The sequence below is a fragment of the Gandjariella thermophila genome, assembly GCF_005405885.1.
In the GTDB taxonomy this organism is placed as follows: Bacteria; Actinomycetota; Actinomycetes; order Mycobacteriales; family Pseudonocardiaceae; genus Gandjariella; species Gandjariella thermophila.
This window is the reverse complement of the sequence record NZ_BJFL01000006.1, coordinates 202,176-224,090: the sequence shown is the minus strand read 5'-3', so window position 1 is coordinate 224,090 and position 21,915 is coordinate 202,176. Positions and strand designations below refer to the sequence as shown.

Here is a 21,915-nt window from a genome sequence, read left to right as displayed (position 1 = left end):
CCAGATGCACCTCCCCCGGCAACCGCGACAGCGTCGCCAAATCCCGCAACGCCCGCCCCGAAATCACCGCCGCCGTGGTCTCATGCAACACCGCCAACGACCGCAACGCCCCCACCGACTCCGGCAACGGCAACGCCCGCTCCGGATCCGCCACAATCGGCGCCAACGTCCCGTCGTAATCACACGCCACCAACAACCGCGGCGTACGAGCCAACCGCACAAGCGCACGACGCAGCTCGGCAGGAAGGGCCTCGGCGGTCACGGTTCTCCTCAAGGTCTCCGGCGGATTGTGGACAAAGCTTTCACGAAGCGGGCTGCGCACCCAGCGCTTCGAGGAACGACCGTGCCCAACGGTCGACGTCGTGCGTCAGCACCTGCCGACGCAGCGCGCGCATCCTACGTCGCCCCTCGGCCGGGTCCACGGTGAGGGCCGCGTGCAGCGCGTTCTTGACCCCGTCGAGGTCGTGCGGGTTGACCAGGAAGGCGCTGGTGAGTTCGGCGGCGGCGCCGGCGAACTCGCTGAGTACGAGGGCACCGCCGAGATCGTATCGGCAGGCCACGTACTCCTTGCAGACGAGGTTCATACCATCTCGGACCGGAGTCACCACCATGACGTCGGCGGCGCTCATGAACGCGACGAGTTCTTTCCTGTCGACCGACTGATGGAGGTAATGCACCACCGGGTGACCCACTCTGGAGAATTCCCCGTTGATCCGGCCGACCTCGCGCTCGATGTCCTGGCGCATGAGTTGGTACTGCTCGACGCGTTCCCGGCTCGGCGTGGCGAGCTGCACCATGACCACGTCCTCGGCGTGCACCCTGCCCTCGTCGAGCAACTCGTGCAGCGCGCGGAGCCGCAGGTCGATGCCCTTGGTGTAGTCCAGCCGGTCCACGCCCAACATCAACTTGCGCGGGTTGCCGAGGTCCGCGCGGATCTCCCTGGCCCGCTGCTGGACGTCCTTGCGTCTGGCCAGGCTGTCCAGGTGGGCCGCGTCGATGGAGATCGGGAACGCGCCGACCCGGACGGTGCGGTCACCGACCTGGACGACGCCCGGCCGGGTGCGCACGCCGACCGCGCCGCGGCTCGGTTCTAGCCCGACCAGGCGACGCGCCAGCCACAGGAAGTTCTGCGCCCCGCCGGGCCGGTGGAAGCCGACCAGGTCGGAGCCGAGCAGGCCGCGGATGATCTCGGTGCGCCACGGTAGCTGCATGAAAAGCTCGACCGGCGGAAACGGGATGTGCAGGAAGAAGCCGATGCGCAGATCGGGACGCTGCTCGCGGAGCATCGCCGGGACCAGTTGGAGCTGGTAGTCCTGCACCCAGACCACCGCGCCCTCCGCGGCGATCTTCGCGCACGCGTCCGCGAACCTGCGGTTGACCTGCACATAGGTGTCCCACCACGCGCGGTCGAACACCGGCGGCGCGACCACGTCGTGGTACAGCGGCCACAGCGTGGCGTTGGAGAAGCCCTCGTAGTACTCCTGCACCTCCCGCGCGCTCAGCGTCACCGGGTGCAGCCAGAGGCCCTCCTCCTCGAAGGGGTCGACCTCCTCGCCGGCCACGCCCGGCCAGCCGACCCATGCACCGCTGCGCGAGCGCAGGAACGGCTCGATCGCGCTGACCAGGCCACCTGGGCTGCGCTTCCAGTTGACGCTGCCATCCGGAAGGCGCTCCAAGTCCACCGGCAGCCGGTTGGCCACGACGATGAAGTCGGCGCTCGTTCCATCTTGTCCGGTGCTGCTCACCTGGGCGCGCCTCCTCGTGGATGGGACACATGTGGGGAGCATCTCCGAGGCTAGTGCGGTGGCCTGCCGACCACGTGCCGTCGTCGCCGCCGTCACACTTGGTCGGCACGGATGTCCGAGCCGGCTCGTCGCATCGGACCAGCGGCGTTGCGCCGCCGGCGCGGCGGTCGGCGGCGGACCGGCGGGCGACCGCGCCCGGTCACCCGCCCGTCATCCCCGATCAGTCCAGCCGCTGCGCGACGGGGTTCAGCGGGCCGGCCATCCGCGGCCCGGCGAACTTCCGCTCCAGCCGGCCGATGCCGGTGCGTAGGGGCTGGGCCAGGAACTCGCCGAGGACCACGCCCGCGGCCAGCGCGAGCGCGATGCCCAGCGCGAGGAACAAGCTGGACAGCCCGCTGATGTTGTTCACGACGGTGAGCTCGTACATGGCGCGGTAGGTGGTCAGACCGGGCAGCAGCGGGGTGATCCCGGAGACCGCGACGACCAGCGGGGCCAGCCGCAGCCGGCGGGACATCAGCGCGCCGGACAGGCCGATCAGCGTGGCGGCGACCGCGGAGGCGACCAGCCCGCCGGCGCCGACGTGCAGCAGCACGCCGTAGCAGCCGGCGCCCGCCGCGCCCGCGGCGGCGGACACCACCAGCGCGCGCAGCGGGGCGTAGCTGGCCAGCGCGAAGCAGGCGGTGGCGGCGGCGCCGGCGAACACCTGCACCGGCAGGGACGTGATCGGCAGCGGGACAAAGTCGCTCGGCACGGTGACGTGCAACCCGAGCTGGGTCCCGACCCGCAGCGCCAGCGCGACCCCGGCGACCAGACCGGCGGAGGCCAGCGTCACCTCCATGGTGCGGCCCGCCGCGGTGACGTTGTATCCAGTGATCCCGTCCTGCACCGCGCTGACCACGGACAGCCCGGACAGCAGCACCACGATGCCGGCGGCGACCACCAGCGAGGGCTGCACGTCCGGCAGCAGCCCGGTGGCGCTCAGCCCGAGTGCGGCGCCCGTGGCCACTAACCCCCCGACCACCTGCTGGAAGAAGAACGGGACCGCCCTGCGGTTGAGCACCCGGCCGAGCCGGTCGATCACCGCGGTGATCGCCGCGGCCACCAGGCCCAGCGCCGGCCCGCTGCCGAGCAGGAAGGTCACCGCCGCGGCCATGCCCGCCCACGCGGCGGTGGCCACCCAGCGCGGGTAGGGGTGAGGCGCGTTGGTGGCCCGCTCCAGCTCGGCGAGCGCGTCCTCGGCGCCGACCTCGCCCGCGGTGATCTTCCGGACCAGGGCCTCCACTGTGGACAGACGGGTGTAGTCGAGGCTGCGGGCGCGGACCACTCGCTGCGAGGTGACCGGGGCGGCGTGCGAGCCACGGTGGCAGCACACCGAAATCGAGGTGAAAATCACATCGACCTCGCAGCGCAGCCCGTATGCCGCGGTCACCGCGATCACCGTCGCGGTGACGTCCGCGGCGCCGGCCCCGCTGGCCATCTGCACCTCACCGATGCGCAGGGCGAGGTCCAGCACGAGGTGCACAGTGGACTCGCTGGGCACCTCCGGGCCGTAAATGGGCCGGCCAGGGGCGTACGCGGTGCCGTAAGGAGTCGGCGGGCGAGTCATGCTCGGCCGGGTCACGTGGTCACGCCGACCACGCAGCAGCGCTGTTGGGGCCCGCCTTGCGAACACCACGATCCTCACCTCCGAGCTTCTGTCCCGTGGGGCATCGGCGTGGCCGACCACACTGTTGCTGCCGGCCGACGTGTCTTATGCCACCCCGGATCGGGCTACCCGGAACAGGCGATATGCGCACACTGCGCGTGGTCGACCGTCTGCCCTGCTCAACGGGGATAGCCAGGGACGTCGGTGACCGCATCACCCACCCGGCCGGCGCACCTGACCTCCGGTCGGACGAACGGGAGCACACCGAGGGCAGCCCGTTCGTCGCAGGTAGCGTGCGGTTCGGGCGCTTACGATGGGTCTCGCCCACGGGGCGCGCCGGCGTAGCTCAACTGGCAGAGCACCCGCCTTGTAAGCGGGTGGTTAGGGGTTCGAGTCCCCTCGCCGGCTCCTTCCGGGTCGCGGCGCCGCACCCGCCGATCTCCTCCCCGCCACTCGAAATGACCACTGTTGGAGCAGGGCGCTCGGCCGAACGTGGCGAACACCCGGCACCCGCCGGTAGTGGCCCCGACGGGGTACCGTGGCCGGCCGGGAGAGCTGGGCCCACCAGATCGGGAGCGCCATGCCCTACACCGCCGACCCCTTCCGGTACGACGCGATGTCCTACCGGCGGTGCGGGCGGAGCGGGCTCAGGTTGCCAGCGATCTCGCTCGGTCTGTGGCACAACTTCGGCGGGGACCGGCCGTTCGAGCTCGGCAGGTCGATCGTGCGGCGGGCGTTCGACCTGGGCATCACGCACTTCGACCTGGCCAACAACTACGGCCCGCCGTACGGGTCTGCGGAGGAGAACTTCGGCCGCATCCTGGCCAAGGACCTCGCCCCGTACCGCGACGAGCTGCTGATCTCCACCAAGGCCGGGTACGACATGTGGCCCGGCCCGTACGGCGAGTGGGGCTCGCGCAAGTACCTGCTCGCCTCGCTCGACCAGTCGCTGCGCCGGATGGGCCTGGACTACGTCGACATCTTCTACTCGCACCGGTTCGACCCGGACACTCCCCTGGAGGAGACCATCGGCGCGCTGGTCTCCGCGGTGCACCAGGGGAAGGCGCTGTACGTCGGCATCTCGTCCTACTCGCCGACCAAGACCAGGGAGGCCGCGGAGATCCTGCGGATGGCCGGGGTGCCGCTGCTGATCCACCAGCCCTCGTACTCGATGCTCAACCGCTGGGTGGAAACGGAACTGCTGGACACGCTGTCCGAGGTGGGCGCCGGCTGCATCGCGTTCTCCCCGCTCGGCCAGGGCATGCTCACCGGCAAGTACCTCGGCGGCATTCCCGACGGTTCCCGCGCCAGCCAGCAGAAGTCGCTGTCCCCGTCGCTGCTCACCGAGCAGAACCTGGCACGGGTGCGGGCGCTCAACGAGATCGCAGGCCGGCGGGGGCAGACCCTGGCGCAGGCGGCGCTGGCCTGGGTGCTGCGCGACCCGCGGGTGACCTCGGCGCTGGTCGGGGCCAGCTCGGTGGCCCAGCTCGAGGAGAACGTCGCCGCGCTGGGCGCCCCGCCGTTCACCGACGACGAGCTCGCCGAGATCGACCGGCACGCGGTCGAGTCCGGCATCGACCTGTGGGCGGCGTCCCGGTCCTCCGGGTGACCGGTGGGGGTCAGGACGGCCGGGGCAGCCGGACCGTGAACGCGGTGCGGCCCGGCCGGCTGGCCAGCTCCACGGTGCCGCCGTGCGCGGCAACCAGCGACCGCACCACGGCGAGACCGAGCCCGGTGCCGCCACCGGTGGCCGAGCGGACCCTTGTGTCGTCCACCCGGTAGAACCGGTCGAACACCCTGGCCTGCGCCTCGGCCGGGATGCCGGGGCCGTCGTCGGTCACCGCCAACTCGACCGCGGCCGGCTCGACCCGCAGCACCACACCGACCGCGGTGCCCGCCGGGGTGTGCACCGCGGCGTTGGTGAGCAGGTTGTCCAGCACCTGGCGCAGTCGCATCGGGTCGCCCGCGACCGGCCCCGGGTCGCCCGGGGACGTCACGGTGAGCGGGTGGTCGGGATGGGCGGCGCGGAACGCCTCCGCCGCCGCGGTGACGATCTCCGCCAGGTCGACCCGTTCGGCCCGCAGCGGTGCCTCGGCCGCCGGGTGCGCCGCGTCCAGCCGGGCGAGCAGCAGCAGGTCGTCCACCAGCAGGCTCATCCGCTCGGCCTCGTCGCGCATGCGGGCTAGGTGGGCGTCCCGCTCCTCGGGGGCGTTGGCCGCCGCGTAGCGGAACAGGTCGGCGTAGCCGCGGATCGAGGTGAGCGGGGTGCGCAGCTCGTGCGAGGCATCCGCGACGAACCGGCGGAGCCGCTCCTCGGCCCGCTGCCGCGCCTCCAGCGACGAGTCGATGTGCGCGAGCATCACGTTGAACGCCTGGCGCAGTTCGGTGACCTCGATCCCGCCGCCGCTGCCTCCGGCGCGCAGCCCCACCTTGGCCGACCGGCCGGTCAGGTCGATGGAACTGATCTCGTGTGCGGTGGCGGCCACCTCGGCCAGCGGTCGCAACCCCCGGCGCAACGCCAGGCCGCCGGTGCCGACCAGCACGGCGAGCGCGGCGAGGAAGGTCACCGTCTCCACCACGGCCAACCGGGTCACCGTCTCGTCCAGCGGCTCCACCGGAGCCGCCGTGACCAGCACCCGCCCCGGCCCCAGGTCGCTGGCCATGCCGCGGTATCGCGCATCCCCGGCGGCCGCGGGTAGCGGTCCGCGCACCGGCGACCCGGTCCGGCTGGCCGAGACCGCCAGGTTGGTCGCGTTCAGCCAGGGCGGCAGGCCGATCTGCCGGCTTTCCGGGGTGACCGTGCCGTCCGCGCCGACATCGAGCACACCGGCCAGCCACTCCTTGGGTACCTGCCGGATGCCCGGCCCCGCGGTGACCTCGCGGCACTCCTCCGCGTGCACCTGGGCGAGCTGGTCGTCCAGCCGGCGGTCCAGGTAGCTCCGCATGCTGGTCACCGTCGCCACGCCGACCAGGCCGAACACCACCAGGGCGAGCACCCCGAGCAGCAGCGAGATCTGGGTGCCCAGCCGCAGCCGCCGCCACCCCGAGACCCACCGCCCCCGCCACCTCACGTCGAAACCCTGCGCAGCACGTATCCCACCCCGCGCACGGTGTGGATCAGCGGTTCCCGGCCGTGGTCCAGCTTGCGGCGCAGGTGCGAGACCACCAGTTCCACCACGTTGGAGCGGCCGCCGAAGTCGTAGTCCCAGACGTGGTCGAGGATCTGCGCCTTGCTGAGCACGGCGGGGGACCGGCGCATCAGGTAGCGCAGCAGCTCGAACTCGGTGGGCGTCAGCGAGATCGGTTGGCCGTCGCGGCGCACCTCGTGGCTGTCCTCGTCCAGCGTCAGGTCGGCGACCCGCAGCACGGAACGCCGCCAGGTGGCCCCGGTGCTGCGCCGCAGCACCGCGCGCAGCCGAGCCATCAGCTCCTCCACCGAGAACGGCTTGACCAGATAGTCGTCCCCGCCCCGGGTCAGCCCGGCCACCCGGTCGGCGGTGCCGTCCTTGGCGGTGAGGAACACCACCGGCACCATCACCCCGGCGTCGCGCAGCCGGTCCAGCACGGTGAACCCGTCCAGGTCGGGCAGCATGACGTCGAGCACCACGATGTCCGGGTCGAAGCTGCCCACGGCGGCCAGCGCGTCGGTCCCGGTCAGCGCCTTGTGCGCTGCCCAGCCCTCGTAGCGGGCCACGGTGGCGACCAGGTCCGCGATGTGCGGCTCGTCGTCCACCACCAGCACCCGCACCGGTCGGTCGCCGTCCTCGCTGTGCACGCAGCCTATGGTGCGCCAGCGCCGCCGTGGTGGGAGGCGCCGGGCCAACGGACAGCAACTCGACAGCTTCGTGCCAGTGCGCTCTCAGGAACCGCCAGCATGCTCGATCACGTGCTCCTGACGACCGTGCCAGCGCGATCGATTCCCGCCGTGCGACGCCGTCCCGACGCCGCTGGCTGGCTGGTCGGCGCGCTGTGGCTGAACCTGCTGTGGGTCACCGACGTGTTCGTACTCGGCGGCAGGCTGGCCGGGCCGTCCCGGCCCGGTGCCCCGCTCACCGCGCTCGGCCGGCTCGCCGGGCTGTATGGGGCGCTGCTGCTGGTCGGCCAGTTGGTGCTGATCTCGCGGCTGCCGTGGATTGGTGTACGCGGTGGACGAGCACCGGAGGGTGCTCCGCTCGCCAGGGCTGGACGGCATTCTGCTGCCGGCCGCGGACCCGTCCAGTGAATCTTGGGCCGAACGGGTGAAATTCAGGACAAGTTCCGGCAACCAAGATCCGTCCGTGCTATCCGTCCCCTGTTGATCGACGTGTCTGCGAAGCGGCGTTTTCCCTGCACAGCGCGGAAATCGGGAGTGATCGTGATCTTCCGCGGTGACCGAACCCACCGCGGGGGGCGGGTTGTGATCAAGGGTGCGTGCTCTGTTAGGTTTGCCACGCAGTTCAGGGAGCACGGCGGACCAAGGGGAGAGCTGGGTTGGTCCAAACGCTCCCGTTCCTGCGTTCGTTGATCAAGAGCAGCTCGGGGCCTCTTGCTCGGGGTGAGGTCCGAACTGCTGTTGACCAACTTGATCGGGTGCGGCCCCGCCCGTCCGTAATCGGGAACGGACGGCGCGGGGCCTCGCCATGTCCGTGCTTGTTCCTGAACGCGCGCCGCGATCGCGTCGCCGGGGCGCGATCGGGACCCGCACTCCGGTCGTGCCTGACCCGGCGCCCCGCCCCCGCGATCGCGGGGCTTCGCCCTGGTGCGTTCCCATACTCGTCATCGCAGGGTCGGTCCGGTTCGGAAACGGGCTGTCAGACCACGGGTTGCCGGGCGTACCTGCGATGATCGAAATTGACGTCTACAGTGGACAATCCGAGGTCGGTGGCCACCTCGGTGAGCACGTCGCACAGTTCGAGCCGTTCCAGCCAGGCCCCGGGCAGCGCCGCGGTGCCGTGCAGTGCGCCGAGGATCTGCCCGGTGATCGACGCCGTGGAGTCGCTGTCCCCGGAGTGGTTGGCGGCCAGCCGCAGAGCGTCCGCGAACCGGCGGGGCCTACGGCCCGCCAGCGCCGCGTACACCCCGATGGCGAGCGCCTCGGAGCCGAGCCAGCCCTGGCCGATCTCCTGCACCCGGTCCGGGCCGGGATCACCGTGCTCGGCCAGCCGCACGGCGTTTAGCAGCGCGCTGCCGGTCGCCGCGTCGTCCCGCAGCACCCGGCCGATCACCTGGTCCACGGCCTCGCCCAGCGGTCGGCGCTTCACCGCGACCAGGTGGACCAGCAGCGCCAGCGCGCCGGCCGGGGCCCAGCCGGCGGGGTGGCCGTGGGTGAGCGCGGCGAACCGGCAGCCCAGGTCGTAGGCGATCGCGGAACTGGGTGCGAACCCGGCCGGGGCGGCGCGCACCACGCCGCCGCAGCCCTTGGCGTCGTTGCGCGGGCATTCCCGCGACGGCGGCTCGTCGGCGGACAGCGCCCGCAGGCAGGTCAGCCCGGGTGACCGGCTGGCGTACAGCCGCTCCTCGGAGAGCAGGCCGGCCGCGCCCTGCGGCGGGCCGTCCAGTTGCTGGGTGGCCAGCCAGCGGCGGTAGGCCCGCCACACCGCCTGGTCCGGCTCCCACACCCCTTCGGCGTGGCCGCGCACCCAGGCGTTGAGGTAGCCCTCGGCGGTGAACAAGGTCATCTGCGTGTCGTCGCTCACCAGCGCCGGGCGGGGCGGCTCGACGATGCCGTTCGGGCCGTACTCGCGCCGGATACCGTCCAGCGGCACGAACTCGACGGGAGCGCCCAGCGCGTCGCCGAGCGCACCGCCGAGCAGGCAGCCCACGGCCCGGTCGACCACTGTGGACGGATCTCGCGGCACGCACCCCTCCACCACTGCGTCCCTGTCCGACGTAGTGGATGACCCTACGGGGTGAATCAGAGCGGAAGCAGGTGCGGGCGCTTGGGCTGGATGCCGTCGCCGGAGGAGCGGCCGCGCAGCCGGCGGCCGAGCCAGGGCACGAAGTGTTGCCGCGCCCAGCGCAGGTCCTCCCGCCGCATGCTGACCCAGTCCTGCCGGGGCACCGGCGGCCACGGGGCGTCCCAGCCCTCGCCGCCGGGCAGGCCGAGCACGTCGGCGACCCGCAGCGCCACCCGCTCGTGGCCGTCCGCGGACAGGTGCAGCCGGTCCTCGCTCCACGCCCTCGGGTGGTGCAGCACGTCCATCGACCACAGGTCCACCACCTGGCAGCCGTGCCGGTCGGCGATCGCCCGCAGGTGCCCGTTGTAGGTGGCGACCTTGCCGCGCACCCGCTGCAGCACCGGCGTCCCCCGGGTGTCGAACCCGGTGAAGACGACCACGTCGCTGCCCGCATCGCGAAGCTGGACCACCGCCTGCTCGAACACCTCGGCCAGCGTGTCCGGGTCTCCGCCGGGCCGCAGGATGTCGTTGCCGCCGGCGGCGAGGGTGACCAGGTCCGGCTTCAGTTCCACGGCCAGCGGTACCTGCTCGGCCACGATGCCGCGCAGCAGCCGGCCCCGGACGGCCAGGTTGGCGTAGCGGAAGCCGGGTGCCCGCTCGGCCAGCATCTCGGCGAGCCGGTCCGCCCAGCCTCGGAAGCCGCCGCCGGGATCCGGGTCGTTGAGACCCTCGGTGAAGCTGTCCCCGATCGCGACGTAGCTCTCCCAGCGCTGCACGGTGTCCCCTCCCTCATCAAGCCGGCGCACGTGACCTTGCCGACCGACAGATCAATATGCCTCCCGCCGCGACACCTACGCCACCGAAGCCTACTGGCCAGTAGGCCCGGCGGTCGCCGGGTGACTCGCGCGGTACCCGGCCGTCCGTGCACGATCGGTCGTCGCCCTTGGCGCGCGGACCGGTTGCCGCTCCGGCAGGCTGGGTGGGTGCGGGTTGACCGACCAGCTACCTGGCCGTCCACTGTGGACGAGGCGGTGCGGATGCAGGACCTGCTGCGGCCGCTGGTCGACGCCCGCACGCCGGCCGGGTTCGCGCCGCGCACGGTCGCCGGGCTGGACGTCGCCTACGCGGTGCCGTCGGGCCGGCTGGCCGCCGCCGCCGTCGTGCTGGACATCGACACCCTGCGGCCGGTGGACACCGCCGTGGTGCTCGGCGAGGCACGGTTCCCGTACGTTTCCGGCGTCTTCGCGTTCCGTGAGCTTCCCGCGCTGCTGGACGCCCTGGAGCGGCTGGCGACCACCCCGGACGTGATGATCTGCGACGGTCAGGGCGTGGCCCACCCCAGGAGGTTCGGGTTGGCCTGCCACATCGGGCTGCTCACCGGGATTCCCACGGTCGGCGTGGCCAAGCAGGCCATGGTCGGGTACCGGCCGCCCGGGCCACGGCGTGGCGACTGGTCGCCGCTGGTGGACGACGGCGAGGTGGTCGGCCGGGCGCTGCGCACCCAGGACGGGGTGAAGCCGGTGTTCGTGTCCGTCGGGCACCGGATCGACCTCGGCGCGGCCTCCGACCTGGTGTTGCGGCTGTGCCCGCGGTTCCGGCTGCCGGAGACCACCCGGCAGGCCGACTACGTGGCCCGCCGCCTGCTCGGCGCGGAATGACCGACCCGATGCGCACGGTCCTGGCCGAGCCAGTCGTCCAGCTCGTCCGGCGGCAGGGGTTTGCTCAGGTAGTAGCCCTGGACCAGGTCGCAGCCCAGGGCGGCCAGCACCACCCAGGTGCGACGGTCCTCGACCCCCTCGGCGACCACCTGCAGCTCGAAGTTGCGGGCCAGATCCAGCAGCGCCCGCACGATCGCGCTGTTGCCGTAGTCGGAACACATGTCCGTGACAAAGGCGCGGTCCAGCTTCATCTCGTGGACCCGCAGGCTGCGCAGGTAGGCGATGGAGGAGTACCCGGTGCCGAAGTCGTCGATGGACAGCCGCACACCGATCTCCTCCAGCTCCTGCAGCACCTCGCCGGCCCGAACCGGGTCGATGATGATCGCGCTTTCGGTGATCTCCAGGGTGAGCATGTCCGCCGGCACGTCCTGCTCGGCGAGCACCTGCCTGACCTGCCCGGGGAAGGTCCGGTTGTGCAGGCACTGGGCGCCGACGTTGACCGACACCGGTAGTCGCCGGTCGGCGGCCAGCCACCGGGCGCACTGCTCGACCGCCATGCCGAGGACGCGGCTGGTCAGCGGTTCGATCAGGCCGCTGCGTTCGGCGGCGGGCACGAACTCGCCGGGGGCGAGCAGGCCCCGCCGCGGGTGCTGCCAGCGCACCAGCGCCTCGACGCCGCAGATCGTGCCGTCCCGCATGACCGCCTTGGGCTGGTAGTGCAGCACCAGCTCCCCGTTGTCGATCGCCCTCCGCAGCTCACTGACCAGGGTGAGATCCGCCGTGGTGTGCGTGTCGAGGCCGGCCTCGTAGCGGACGTACCGCAGCCGGCCGCGCTTGGCCGCGTACATCGCGATGTCGGCGTGCTTGAGCAACTCGTCGGCGTCAGTGGCGTCGGTGGCGTGGACGGCGACGCCGATGCTGCCGCTCAGCTCCAGGGACAGCCCGTCCAGCTCGACCGGTGCGGCGAGCGCCCGGCCGATCCGGTCGGCGGCGCGCGTGGCCTCGGCGCCGGAGGCCAGCCCGGGCAGCAGCACCGCGAACTCGTCGCCGCCCAACCGCGCCACGGTGTCGCTCTCGCGGACCGCGCCGGTCAGCCGCGCGGCCACCGCCTGCAGCAACCGGTCCCCGCAGAGGTGCCCCAGCGTGTCGTTGACCTCCTTGAACCGGTTGAGGTCCACCAGCAGCAGGCCGACGTGGCTGCCGTCCTGCCCGGATTGGTCGATGGCGTGCGCTGTGCGCCGGCCCAGCAGGGTCCGGTTGGCCAGGCCGGTGAGCGCGTCGTGCAGCGCCTCGTGCTCGTTCTTCGCCACCTGGCGCAGGATCCGGCGCCGGTAGTTGATCAACACGGCACCGCACAGTGCCACCAGGCCGAGGTTGACCGCGAACGTGCCGAACATGGCCAACCGGAGCGCCCGGTTGGCGCTGTCCGCTTCCCTGAGGTACTGGCTGGTCTGCAGGCGCTTGACCTGGATGATCGCGGAGAGTTGCTTGCGCAGCGAGACAACCGCCAGCTTGGCCAGGTCCGCCTGGATGCTCACCTGGGCGGTGTCGCCCCGGTCGCCCATGGCGACGATGTTCCGCAGGATCTCCGTGTAGTCGGCGTACAGGCCGCCCACCCGCACCGCCGTGTCGACGTCGTCGGGCGCGCCGTACCGCTGCATCCACCGCAGGCCGTCCTGTGCCGAGCCGGCCGCCGAGGCGAGCGGCTGGCGCAGGACGGTGCTGCGGTAGGACCGCAGGTAGTCGGTCATCGCGTGGTCGGCCAGGTCGACGAGTTGCAGCACCTGCAGCCACCGGTCGCTCATCTCGTTGAGCTGGTCGATCCGGGCCGTGGTGCGCTCCATGCTCAGGCTGCTAGCGAGCGACAGCCCGGTCAGCGCGATGAGGCCGATGGCCAGCCCGGCCAGCGCCGCCCGTGCCGTGGCGCGTGCCTCGATCGCCCTGCTCAGCATCGCATCATCCCCCGGACCGAGTCCCGTGCCGTGGGCACGTCACCTGACCTGGTCGAGCGGCCGGAGGAACGCGGCGAGGCCGGCGGTGGCCCGGTCGAGCTGCGGTCTGAACCAGGCCAGCCGGTTCGCGTCGGAGGACTCCCGCCAGCTGATCTCGTCCACGTTGGCCGAGGTCACCACCAGGCCGGGTTGTGCGTACCAGCCCTCCGGCAGCGGCCGGCCGGTCCTGGCGTGCTCGGCCAGCAGCCATCCGGCGATGGCGGCGGTGAGGAAGTGGTCGGGGGATACCACCGCGAACAGCCGGCCGTCCTTGACCGCGCGCAGCGCCTCTGGGTCGACGCTGTACCCGGCGGCCAGCCAGGTGCCCCCGGTGCTGGCCCGGATGCTGGCCAGGTTGACCGCGTCGAGGTCGCCGGTGCCCAGGAACGCGACGGCGTCCGGGTTGGCGGTGACCAGAAGCTGCCAGGCGGACAGGTTCGCCGCCCGCGCCTTCTGCGTGTCGAACGGACCCATCACGCGCAGGTTCGGCATCCGCTGGGTCAGCCGGTCCCGCATCCCCCTGGCCCGGGCGTCCTGCCCGGCCAGGCCGGGGGCGACGTTGCCCAGGATGACCTTTCCGGTGGCGTTCGGCGGTAACCGCCTGATCAGCTCGTCGGCCAGTTGCTCGCCGAGCGCGTAGCTGTCGTTGCCGATCAGCAGCTTGACGCCGGACCCCGGCGCGGGCGGCGTGGACACCGCGACCACCGGGATCCCGCTGTCCACCGCATCGGCCTCGGAACCGGCGAGCAGTTCCGGCGTCAGCGGCGCGACCGCGACGCCGGCCTTCGCGGTGCCGGTCAACCGCCGGAACAGGTCGACCTCCATGGCCCCGTCATCGGTGGGCGGGCCGGTCACCGTGGCGTCCACGCCGCCGGCGAGCTGGGCACCCGCCCGGAAACCGGCGCTCCACTGCTTGGCGAACCCGACCTCGGTGTTCTGCACGACCAGGCCGATCGTGGGCCGCGCCGCGGGTGTGGCCGGGCCGGAACAGCCGGTCAGGCCGGCGCCGGCGACGAGCGCGATCGACCAGGCCACGGCCAGCAGGGGTCGGGTCATCCGCCTTTCCTTCCCCAGGTGGCGTCGGAGATCACATTGTGGCCCGCTGCCGGGCGCGGCGAAACCGTTTCCGGCGGGAGAGTGCGTCCGCCCAGTTCAGGTCCACCGCCCTGGCCGCGGTCGGGCATTTCGGGCAGGCTGATGACCGTGCGGCGGCGGGAACGACGGGATCTGGTCGAGGCCGGCGAGCAGGCGGCCGAAGGGAACGCGAAGGGCGGCGCCGGCGGCGAGACGCTGGTGTCGTTGCTCGGCGGGCGGTCCGGCGCGGTGGACGCGACGCTGCCGCCGCTGGCGTTCGTGCTCGGCTGGTTGCTGCTCGACCGGTCGGTGGCGCTGGGAGCGCTGGCGGCCCTTGCGGTCGGCGTGCTGGTCGCGGTGGTCCGGCTGGTGCGGGGTGACCGGCCGCGCGCGGTGGTGCTCGGCCTGCTGGCCGTGGCGGTGGCCGCGCTGGTCGCACTGCGCACCGGCCGTGCCGTCGACTTCTTCCTGGTGCAGCTGGTTTCCAATGCGGCGAGCGCGCTGGCCTGGGCGGGCAGCATCGTGGTGCGCTGGCCACTGCTCGGCGTGGTGGTCGGTGCGGTGATCGGCCAGCGCACCCGGTGGCGGCGCGATCCCGACCTGCTGCGCGGCTACGCGCGGGCGAGCTGGGTGTGGGTGGCGCAGTACGTGCTGCGCGTCGCCGTGTTCGGCGTGCTGTGGTGGGCGGACGCGGTGCTCGCGCTCGGCGTGGCCCGGGTGGTGCTGTCCTGGCCGCTGGTCGCCGCCTGCCTCACGGTGAGCTGGTGGGTGCTGCGCCGCTCGCTGCCCGCCGACCATCCGGGCCTGCGGCATCCCCGCACCGGATAGGCCGGCCCGCCGCGGGGCCGGCGAGATCGACCGCGGCCAGCCAGGCGGCTCCGGCGGCGCCGTCGTCGGCCACGTACACCGGCCCGGAACAGCGGGCGGCCAGTTCTGCGCGCAGCCGCTCGCCGACCGGGCTGGCCGGGCCGACCAGGCTGCCGATCAGCACCACCGGCGTGGTCTCGCCGTCGCGGCGGACGGCCATCGCCGCATCGGTGAGCAGCCGGGCGGCCTCGGCCACCACCGCGGCGGCCGCCGGGTCGCCCTCGGCCACGGCCCTGCTGACTAGCGGCGCCAGCCGGGCCAGCCGGATCGGCGGCTCGCCGTTGATCGCGCTGATCAGCGCGGCGAACTGCCGCCGCGCCGCGTCCGGCCCGCCCGCCGCCGGCGCCTCGCCCAGCACCGCGCCGAGGACCGCCGTGGCCAGCGCTCCCGGCGGCGCTGCCGACTCCAGCGCGCGCAGCGCCACCCGTACCGCCTCCCGGCCCAGCCAGAACGCCGACCCCTCGTCGCCGAGCAGCCAGCCGTAGCCACCGGCCGTGGCCACCCGCCTGCGGTTCTCGATCCGCGCGGCGACCGAGCCGGTGCCGGCCACCAGGGCGGTGCCGTCCGGCTCCGCGGTGCCGGCCGCGAACGCCGCCTCGTAGTCGGCGACCACCCGCATCGGGCAGCGCAGGCCGGCGCGGCGCCAGGCCGCGTCGAACAGTTCGGCCACCCGCGGGTCGGCCAGCCGGCTGCTGCCGGCCATGCCGACCACGCCGGCGCTGACCGTGCCCGGGTCGGCGCCGGCCAGCGCGGCGCGCAGCGCGGTGGTGATCCGCTCGGCGGCCTCCTCCGGACGGTGCGAGTTGGGATTGGCGCCCCCGGCCGTGCCGGTGCCGAGCCGGCTGCCGTCCACGCCGGCCAGCAGCGCCCGCGTGGAGGTGCCGCCCACGTCCACGCCGACCACACGCCCGTCCTGGGCGCTCATCCGACCAAACCTCCGAGGTTGTCGGCCGATGGGGCTAGACGCCACGCTATTCGCGCGGTTATACATCGGATGTATCGTCCGACGACTCGACAGGGAGGCACGGCGTGCGACTCCTCCGCCTGGGTGCGCCCGGCGCCGAACGTCCCGCCGTCCGGGCCGGCGACGGCAGGGTCTACGACCTCCAGCCGCTGACCGCGGACATCGACCGGGCGTTCCTGGAAGGCGACGGGATCGCCCGCACCCGCGCGGCGCTGGACGCCGGCGGGCTGCCCCCGCTGGACGACCCCGGCGACGGGTCCGGCGATCGGGTCGGCGCGCCGCTCGCCGGCATCACCAAGATCGTTTGTATCGGGCTGAACTACTCCGACCACGCCGCCGAGACCGGCGCCACGATCCCCGCCGAGCCCGTGGTCTTCCTCAAGACACCGGACACCGTGGTCGGGCCGTACGACGAGGTGCTCATCCCGCGCGGGTCGACCAAGACCGACTGGGAGGTCGAACTCGGCGTGGTGATCGGCCGCACCGCCCGGTACCTGGAACCGGACGACGACCCGCTGTCCTACGTGGCCGGCTATGTCGTCTCTCACGACGTCTCCGAGCGGGAGTTCCAGATCGAGCGCGGCGGCACCTGGGACAAGGGGAAGAACTGCGAGACGTTCAACCCGCTCGGGCCGTACCTGGTCCCCGCCTCGGAGGTGCCCGACCCCCAGGCGCTGGTCATCCGCCTGTGGGTCAACGGCGATCCCAAGCAGGACTCGCACACCAAAAACATGATCTTCCCGGTCGCCGAGCTGGTCCGCTACCTGAGCCGCTTCATGGTGCTGCGCCCGGGGGACGTCATCAATACCGGTACACCGGCCGGCGTAGCGCTCGGCGCCCCCGACCCCAAGCCGTTCCTGCGCGCGGGTGACGTGGTCGAACTGGAAATCGAGGGGCTCGGCCGGCAGCGTCAGGTTTTCGCACAGGCATAAGGGGGAGTCGGTGGCACGCATCGTCGACCTGGAGGTGCTGGACATCCGGTTCCCCACCTCCCGGCAGCTGGACGGCTCGGACGCGATGAACCCGGACCCGGACTACTCCGCCGCGTACGTGGTGCTGCACACGGACTCCGGGCCGGACGGCTACGGGTTCGCGTTCACCATCGGCCGGGGCAACGACGTGCAGGCCGCCGCGATCCGGTCACTGGCCCCGTTCGTGGTCGGCCGCCCGGTGCCGGAGACCGCGGAGGCACTCGCCGCGCTGTCCGCCGAACTGGTCGGCGACTCGCCGCTGCGCTGGCTCGGCCCGGAGAAGGGCGTGGTGCACATGGCCATCGGCGCCGTGGTCAACGCCGCGTGGGACCTGGCCGCCCGCCGCGCCGGGCTGCCGCTGTGGCGCTTCCTGGCCGGCCTCACACCCGAGGAGATCGTCGGCCTGGTCGACTTCCGCTACCTCACCGACGCGATCACCCCGGACGAGGCGCTGGCCATCCTGCGCAAGGCGGAGCCGACCCGGCAGCGGCGGATCGACCAACTCGTCGCGGACGGCTACCCCGCCTACACCACCTCGCCGGGTTGGCTCGGCTACTCCGACGAGAAGCTGGCCCGGCTGGCCCGGCAGGCCGTCCAGGACGGCTTCGACATGATCAAGCTCAAGGTGGGCGGCGAACTCGCCGAGGATGTCCGCCGGATGAAGCTGGCCAGGGAGGTCGTCGGGGACGGCGTGCGCATCGCGGTGGACGCCAACCAGCGGTGGGACACGTCGACCGCGATCGCCTGGATGCGCGAGCTGGCCCCGTTCGACCCGTACTGGATCGAGGAGCCGACCTCGCCGGACGACGTGCTGGGGCACCGCACCATCGCCGAGGCGCTGCGGCCGATCCGGGTGGCCACCGGGGAGCACGTGCAGAACCGGGTGGTGTTCAAGCAACTGCTGCAGGCCGACGCGATCGACGTGGTGCAGATCGACGCGGCCCGGGTCGGCGGGGTGAACGAGAACGTCGCGATCCTGCTGCTGGCCGCGAAGTTCGGCGTGCCGGTCTGCCCGCACGCCGGCGGGGTCGGCCTGTGCGAACTGGTGCAGCACCTGTCCATGTTCGACTTCGTCGCGGTGTCCGGCTCGGTCGGGGGCCGGGTCATCGAGTGGGTGGACCACCTGCACGAGCACTTCCACGACCCGGCGATGGTGGTGCGCGGCCGGTACGTGGCCCCGAACGCCCCCGGCTTCTCCGCGAGGATGTACGACTCCACGCTGCGCCGGTTCCGTTTTCCGGACGGTCCGGAGTGGACGGTGAGTAGTCCGTGAGCGGCGAGTTCGACGGGCTGGTCGCCGCGGTCACCGGCGGGGCGTCCGGGATCGGGCTGGCCACCGCCCGGCTGCTCGCCGGCCGCGGCGCCCGGGTGGCCTGCCTGGACGTCAAGCCCGAGGCCCTCCCCGGGACGCTGGCCGTCGTGCCCTGCGACGTCACCGACGACACCAGCGTGCGGGCCGCGGTGGACGCCGTGGTGCGGCGGTTCGGCGGCCTGGACGTGCTGGTGAACAACGCCGGCGTCGGCGCGCGCGGCGACGTGACCGCCAACGACGACACCGAGTGGCACCGGGTGCTGGACGTCAACGTGGTCGGCATGGCCCGGGTGGCCCGGGCAGCGCTGCCGCACCTGCGCCGGTCCGCGCACGCCGCGATCGTCAACACCGGTTCGGTCGCCGGCTGGGCCGGCCTGCCGCAGCGCGCCCTGTACTCGGCCAGCAAGGGCGCGGTGCACGCGCTGACCCTGGCCATGGCCGCGGACCACGTGCGCGACGGCGTCCGGGTCAACGCGGTCGCCCCGGGGACCGTGGACACCCCCTGGATCGGCCGGCTGGTGGACGACGCCGAGGACCCGGCGGCGGAACGCGCGCTGCTTGCGGCCAGGCAGCCGCATGGCCGGCTGGTCTCCCCGGAGGAGGTCGCGCACGCGATCGCCTACCTGGCCAGCCCGCTCTCCGGTTCCACCACCGGAACGGTGCTCGGCGTGGACGGCGGGATGCAGGGACTTCGCCTGCGACCGCGCTCCTGATCTGGACAGGGCCGGAGGGACGGCGGTGAACTCAGGCGGGCAGAGCGTAGCGACGGGAGCGGACATGACACGGACAGGCGGTGCGGGCGGTGGCCGGAGAGTCGGCGAGGAGTCCCCGCCGGCGGGTGCCCGCCGGGCCCGCGGGTCGGTCCTGCGCCAGCGGCTCGGCGACCTGGTCTCCCAGGCGGCGGCGCTGGCCGCGCTGATCGTCATCGCGGTCGTGCTGTCGATCCTGTCCCCGCGCTTCCTCTCCTACCTCAACCTCAGCGAGGTGGTGGTGGAGGGCGCCGTCACGGCGATCATCGCGGTGGGCGCGACACTGGTGATCGTGACCGCTGGTGTCGACCTGTCGGTCGGGTCGGTGGCGGCGCTCTCCGGCGTGCTCGGCGCGATGCTGATGGTGGACGCGCACCTGCCGTGGCCGCTGGCCACCGTGGCCGGCGTGCTGCTCGGCGGCGTGGCCGGGCTGGTCAACGGCGCGCTGGTGAGCTGGGTGCGGCTGGCCCCGTTCATCGCCACGCTCGGCATGATGGGCGTGGCCCGCGGCCTGACGTTCATGTCCACCGGCGCGGTCGCCGTCTACGGCCTGCCTCCCGGGTTCAACGCGCTGGGGCAGGGGTACCTGGGTCCGATCCCGGTGCCGGCCATCTGCCTGGTCGGCGTGATCGTGGTGTTCGCGTTCATCTTCACCCGCACCAAGCTCGGCCGGTACGCGTACGCGATCGGCTCGAACAAGGACTCGGCCCGGCTCATGGGTATTCCGGTGGGCCGGTACCTGGTCCTCGTCTACGTCCTGCAGGGCCTGCTCGCCGGGTTCGGCGGCATGATCGCCACCGCCCGCGTGTCCTCCGGCCAACCCAACTTCGGCACCGGCCTGGAACTCGAGGCGATCGCCGCCGCCGTCATCGGCGGCGCCAGCCTTTTCGGTGGCCAGGGCACGGTGTCCGGCGCGATCATCGGCGCCTTTCTGATCCAGGTGATCCGGGACGGCTCGGTGCTGCTGGACGTCAACATCTACCTGCAGGACGTGATCATCGGAATCGTCGTGTGGATCGCCGTCGCCTGGGACTACTTCCGCCGCAGGCGCATCACCGAGCGCACCAGAGGGATACAGCAGTCAGTACGTCAGTCAGTGCGTGCTGGGTAACAGCACCGGGCAGGAGATCGGGTCAAGGGAGATACCGATGAGTTTCAGAGCACGATGGATGGTGCCGGCCGCGGTGCTCGCCGTTCTGGTGCCGGCGCTTGCCGGTTGCGGCGGCGGCGGTGGCTCGGCCCCGGGGTCGAAGCAACTGACGATCGCGGTGGTGCCCAAGGCCGTGGGCTTCGACTACTGGACGCACGTCAAGGACGGCGCGGAGTGCGCCGCGCAGAAGCTGGGTAACGTCAAGATCGAGTGGAACGGGGTCTCCCAGGAGACCGACGTGACCGGCCAACTCAACCTGCTCAACGGGTCGCTCCAGCGCGGGGTGGACAGCCTGATCTACGCGGCGACCGACGCCCAGGCGCTGGTGCCCGTCACGCAGAAGGCGCAGCAGGCCAAGATCCCGGTCTACAACATCGACTCGGGCACGACACCGCAGAACGTGCCGCTGTTCGCCACCGACAACATCAAGGGCGCCCAGCAGGTCGCGCAGATCATGAACGAGAAGCTGAACGGCCACGGCAGCGTCGCCCTGCTGGAGTTCCAGCCCGGTTCGATGACCAACAACCAGCGCAAGCAGGGATTCGTCGACGGACTCAAGCAGTACCCGGGGCTGAACCTGGTGGCCGACCAGGCCGACCACAGCGACTCCAACCAGGCGCTTGACGTCACCAACAACATCCTCACCGCGCACCCCGACCTCAACGGCCTGTTCGGTTCGAACGAGCCGTCCGTGATCGGTGCCTCGCAGGCGATCAAGCAGCGCGGCCAGCAGGGCAAGACGGTGCTGGTCGGCTGGGACGCCGCGCCGGACGAACTCAACGGCCTGAAGTCCGGCGAGATCAGCGCGCTGATCGTGCAGAACCCGTTCCGGATGGGCTTCGACTCGGTGATCGCCGCGGTGCAGCACATCCGGCAGAACGTGAACGTGACCAATGAGGACACCGGCGTCTACACGGTCACCAGCCAGAACATGAACGACAGGGAGATCCAGGCGATCCTGCAGCCGAGCTGCGCGAACCCGCCGCTGCCACCGGACGACCCGTGGCTGAAATACGTCAACATGAAGTGACACCGACCCCTGGTGCCCCGCCCGGCCCGGGCGGGGCACCAGGGCAACTGATCGGCGACCGTCGAGTCCACGGTGGTCGAGAGCTTCGACAAGGAAAGCCGAGTTCGACCATGGCAGACGCGATTCTCCGCGCGGAGGGAATCTCCAAGTGGTTCGGTGGCGTGGCGGCGTTGCAGGACGTCGACTTCGAGATCGCCCCCGGCGAGCACGCCGCGCTGGTCGGTGACAACGGGGCGGGAAAGTCCACTTTGGTCAAGGTGCTGACCGGGGCGGAACGGCCGGACGGCGGAAGGATCTGGTTCGACGGGCAGGAGCGGCACTTCCACTCGCCGCTGGACGCCCGCCGCGCCGGCATCGAGACCGTCTACCAGACACTCGCCCTGGCTGACCACCTCGACGTGGTGGCCAACCTGTTCCTCGGCCGGGAGAAGTACCGGGTGAGGCTCGGCCCGTTCAGCGTCCTCAACCGGTCGGCCATGCGCGCGGAGGCGCGGAAGATGCTGGAGAGCACCGGGGTGCACATTCCCGACCTGCGGTCCTCGGTGATGGGCATGTCCGGTGGCCAGCGGCAGGGCGTGGCGATCGCGCGCGCCGCGGGCATGGGCTCGCAGGTGATCGTGCTGGACGAGCCGACGGCTGCGCTTGGCGTGCAGGAGACCGCCCGCGTCGAGGAGATCATCCGTGGGCTCAAGCGGCGCGGGGTCACCATGCTGATGGTCAGCCACAACCTGCGCCAGGTGTTCGACCTGGTCGACACCATCTGGGTGTTGCGGCACGGCCAGATGGTCGGCCGCCGGGACACCAGCGAGGTGAGCCCCGAGGAGATCGTCTCCATGATCACCGGGGCGGACCGGGTGACCGGTCTGGAGTTCACGTAAGGCCG

Annotated in this window: 20 protein-coding genes and 1 tRNA gene; 11 read left to right on the top strand and 10 right to left on the bottom strand. The window is 72.2% G+C overall.

Going from position 1 to position 21,915, the window contains the following annotated elements; translation table 11 throughout:
• The 3 genes from FFT21_RS09425 to FFT21_RS09415 all read right to left on the bottom strand — a co-directional run.
• The coding region (locus FFT21_RS09425; protein WP_307722911.1) for a trehalose-phosphatase at positions 1-262 on the bottom strand (262 nt) is incomplete at its 3' end.
• Positions 263-302: 40 nt separating this feature from the next.
• Entirely contained in the window at positions 303-1,745 is a 1,443-nt protein-coding gene (locus FFT21_RS09420; protein ID WP_225978246.1) for an alpha,alpha-trehalose-phosphate synthase (UDP-forming), read from the bottom strand.
• 220 nt (positions 1,746-1,965) lie between these two features.
• Positions 1,966-3,351 carry a threonine/serine exporter family protein gene (locus tag FFT21_RS09415; protein WP_137813420.1) on the bottom strand — a complete coding sequence of 462 codons (1,386 nt, stop codon included), beginning with the start codon at positions 3,349-3,351 and terminating at the stop codon, positions 1,966-1,968.
• 374 nt (positions 3,352-3,725) lie between these two features.
• On the opposite strand from FFT21_RS09415, the gene FFT21_RS09410 reads away from it, so the two are divergent.
• Positions 3,726-3,798 (top strand) — tRNA-Thr (locus tag FFT21_RS09410).
• Positions 3,799-3,970: 172 nt separating this feature from the next.
• A complete protein-coding gene (gene mgrA, locus FFT21_RS09405; RefSeq protein WP_137813389.1) occupies positions 3,971-4,999 on the top strand; it encodes an L-glyceraldehyde 3-phosphate reductase in 1,029 nt (342 codons plus the stop codon).
• Positions 5,000-5,009: 10 nt separating this feature from the next.
• On the opposite strand, the gene FFT21_RS09400 is transcribed toward mgrA, so the two are convergent.
• Together FFT21_RS09400 and FFT21_RS09395 are read right to left on the bottom strand one after the other, a co-directional pair.
• Positions 5,010-6,461 (bottom strand): sensor histidine kinase, encoded by a 1,452-nt coding sequence (locus tag FFT21_RS09400; RefSeq protein ID WP_137813388.1) that lies wholly within the window; start codon positions 6,459-6,461, stop codon positions 5,010-5,012.
• On the bottom strand, positions 6,458-7,165 hold the full coding sequence (locus FFT21_RS09395; RefSeq protein ID WP_137813387.1) for a response regulator transcription factor: 708 nt from the start codon (positions 7,163-7,165) through the stop codon (positions 6,458-6,460). Before FFT21_RS09395 ends, FFT21_RS09400 begins: the two co-directional genes overlap by 4 nt.
• Positions 7,166-7,315: 150 nt before the next feature.
• Between FFT21_RS09395 and FFT21_RS09390 the strand changes: the two genes are divergently transcribed.
• Entirely contained in the window at positions 7,316-7,612 is a 297-nt protein-coding gene (locus FFT21_RS09390; protein ID WP_137813386.1) for a hypothetical protein, read from the top strand.
• 568 nt (positions 7,613-8,180) lie between these two features.
• Here the strand turns inward: FFT21_RS09390 and FFT21_RS09385 are convergent.
• The gene (locus tag FFT21_RS09385) at positions 8,181-9,227 is read right to left on the bottom strand and encodes an ADP-ribosylglycohydrolase family protein (RefSeq protein WP_225978245.1); all 1,047 of its coding nucleotides are present in this window, start codon (positions 9,225-9,227) and stop codon (positions 8,181-8,183) included.
• A gap of 56 nt (positions 9,228-9,283) precedes the next feature.
• Positions 9,284-10,072, bottom strand: coding sequence for an SGNH/GDSL hydrolase family protein (locus FFT21_RS09380; protein WP_225978244.1), 789 nt, complete (start codon positions 10,070-10,072; stop codon positions 9,284-9,286).
• A 177-nt stretch (positions 10,073-10,249) separates the two neighbouring features.
• On the opposite strand from FFT21_RS09380, the gene FFT21_RS09375 reads away from it, so the two are divergent.
• Complete coding sequence (locus FFT21_RS09375) at positions 10,250-10,924, top strand: endonuclease V (RefSeq protein WP_371856751.1); 675 nt, start codon at positions 10,250-10,252, stop codon at positions 10,922-10,924.
• Here FFT21_RS09375 and FFT21_RS09370 read toward each other — a convergent pair.
• Positions 10,891-12,876 carry a putative bifunctional diguanylate cyclase/phosphodiesterase gene (locus FFT21_RS09370; protein WP_137813385.1) on the bottom strand — a complete coding sequence of 662 codons (1,986 nt, stop codon included), beginning with the start codon at positions 12,874-12,876 and terminating at the stop codon, positions 10,891-10,893. The genes FFT21_RS09375 and FFT21_RS09370 overlap by 34 nt on opposite strands.
• Before the next feature lie 39 nt (positions 12,877-12,915).
• A complete protein-coding gene (locus FFT21_RS09365; RefSeq protein WP_137813384.1) occupies positions 12,916-13,971 on the bottom strand; it encodes a sugar ABC transporter substrate-binding protein in 1,056 nt (351 codons plus the stop codon).
• A 141-nt stretch (positions 13,972-14,112) separates the two neighbouring features.
• Here FFT21_RS09365 and FFT21_RS09360 point away from each other — a divergent pair, with 141 nt between their 5' ends.
• Positions 14,113-14,817 (top strand): DUF3159 domain-containing protein, encoded by a 705-nt coding sequence (locus FFT21_RS09360; RefSeq protein ID WP_137813383.1) that lies wholly within the window; start codon positions 14,113-14,115, stop codon positions 14,815-14,817.
• Here the strand turns inward: FFT21_RS09360 and FFT21_RS09355 are convergent.
• On the bottom strand, positions 14,741-15,781 hold the full coding sequence (locus tag FFT21_RS09355; RefSeq protein WP_137813382.1) for an N-acetylglucosamine kinase: 1,041 nt from the start codon (positions 15,779-15,781) through the stop codon (positions 14,741-14,743). The genes FFT21_RS09360 and FFT21_RS09355 overlap by 77 nt on opposite strands.
• 104 nt (positions 15,782-15,885) lie before the next feature.
• Here FFT21_RS09355 and FFT21_RS09350 point away from each other — a divergent pair, with 104 nt between their 5' ends.
• The 6 genes from FFT21_RS09350 to FFT21_RS09325 all read left to right on the top strand — a co-directional run bounded on the left by FFT21_RS09350 (position 15,886) and on the right by FFT21_RS09325 (position 21,910).
• Complete coding sequence (locus FFT21_RS09350; protein ID WP_137813381.1) at positions 15,886-16,752, top strand: fumarylacetoacetate hydrolase family protein; 867 nt, start codon at positions 15,886-15,888, stop codon at positions 16,750-16,752.
• Between the two features lie 10 nt (positions 16,753-16,762).
• Positions 16,763-18,064 (top strand): enolase C-terminal domain-like protein, encoded by a 1,302-nt coding sequence (locus tag FFT21_RS09345; RefSeq protein WP_137813380.1) that lies wholly within the window; start codon positions 16,763-16,765, stop codon positions 18,062-18,064.
• Positions 18,061-18,816 (top strand): SDR family NAD(P)-dependent oxidoreductase, encoded by a 756-nt coding sequence (locus FFT21_RS09340; RefSeq protein WP_137813379.1) that lies wholly within the window; start codon positions 18,061-18,063, stop codon positions 18,814-18,816. The genes FFT21_RS09345 and FFT21_RS09340 overlap by 4 nt, the downstream gene beginning before the upstream one ends.
• Before the next feature lie 64 nt (positions 18,817-18,880).
• Positions 18,881-19,963 (top strand): ABC transporter permease, encoded by a 1,083-nt coding sequence (locus tag FFT21_RS09335; protein ID WP_137813378.1) that lies wholly within the window; start codon positions 18,881-18,883, stop codon positions 19,961-19,963.
• 37 nt (positions 19,964-20,000) lie between these two features.
• Positions 20,001-21,032, top strand: coding sequence for a substrate-binding domain-containing protein (locus tag FFT21_RS09330; protein WP_137813377.1), 1,032 nt, complete (start codon positions 20,001-20,003; stop codon positions 21,030-21,032).
• A gap of 110 nt (positions 21,033-21,142) precedes the next feature.
• Positions 21,143-21,910, top strand: a complete 768-nt coding sequence (locus FFT21_RS09325) for an ATP-binding cassette domain-containing protein (protein WP_137813376.1) — start codon at positions 21,143-21,145, stop codon at positions 21,908-21,910.
• Positions 21,911-21,915: the final 5 nt, after the last annotated feature.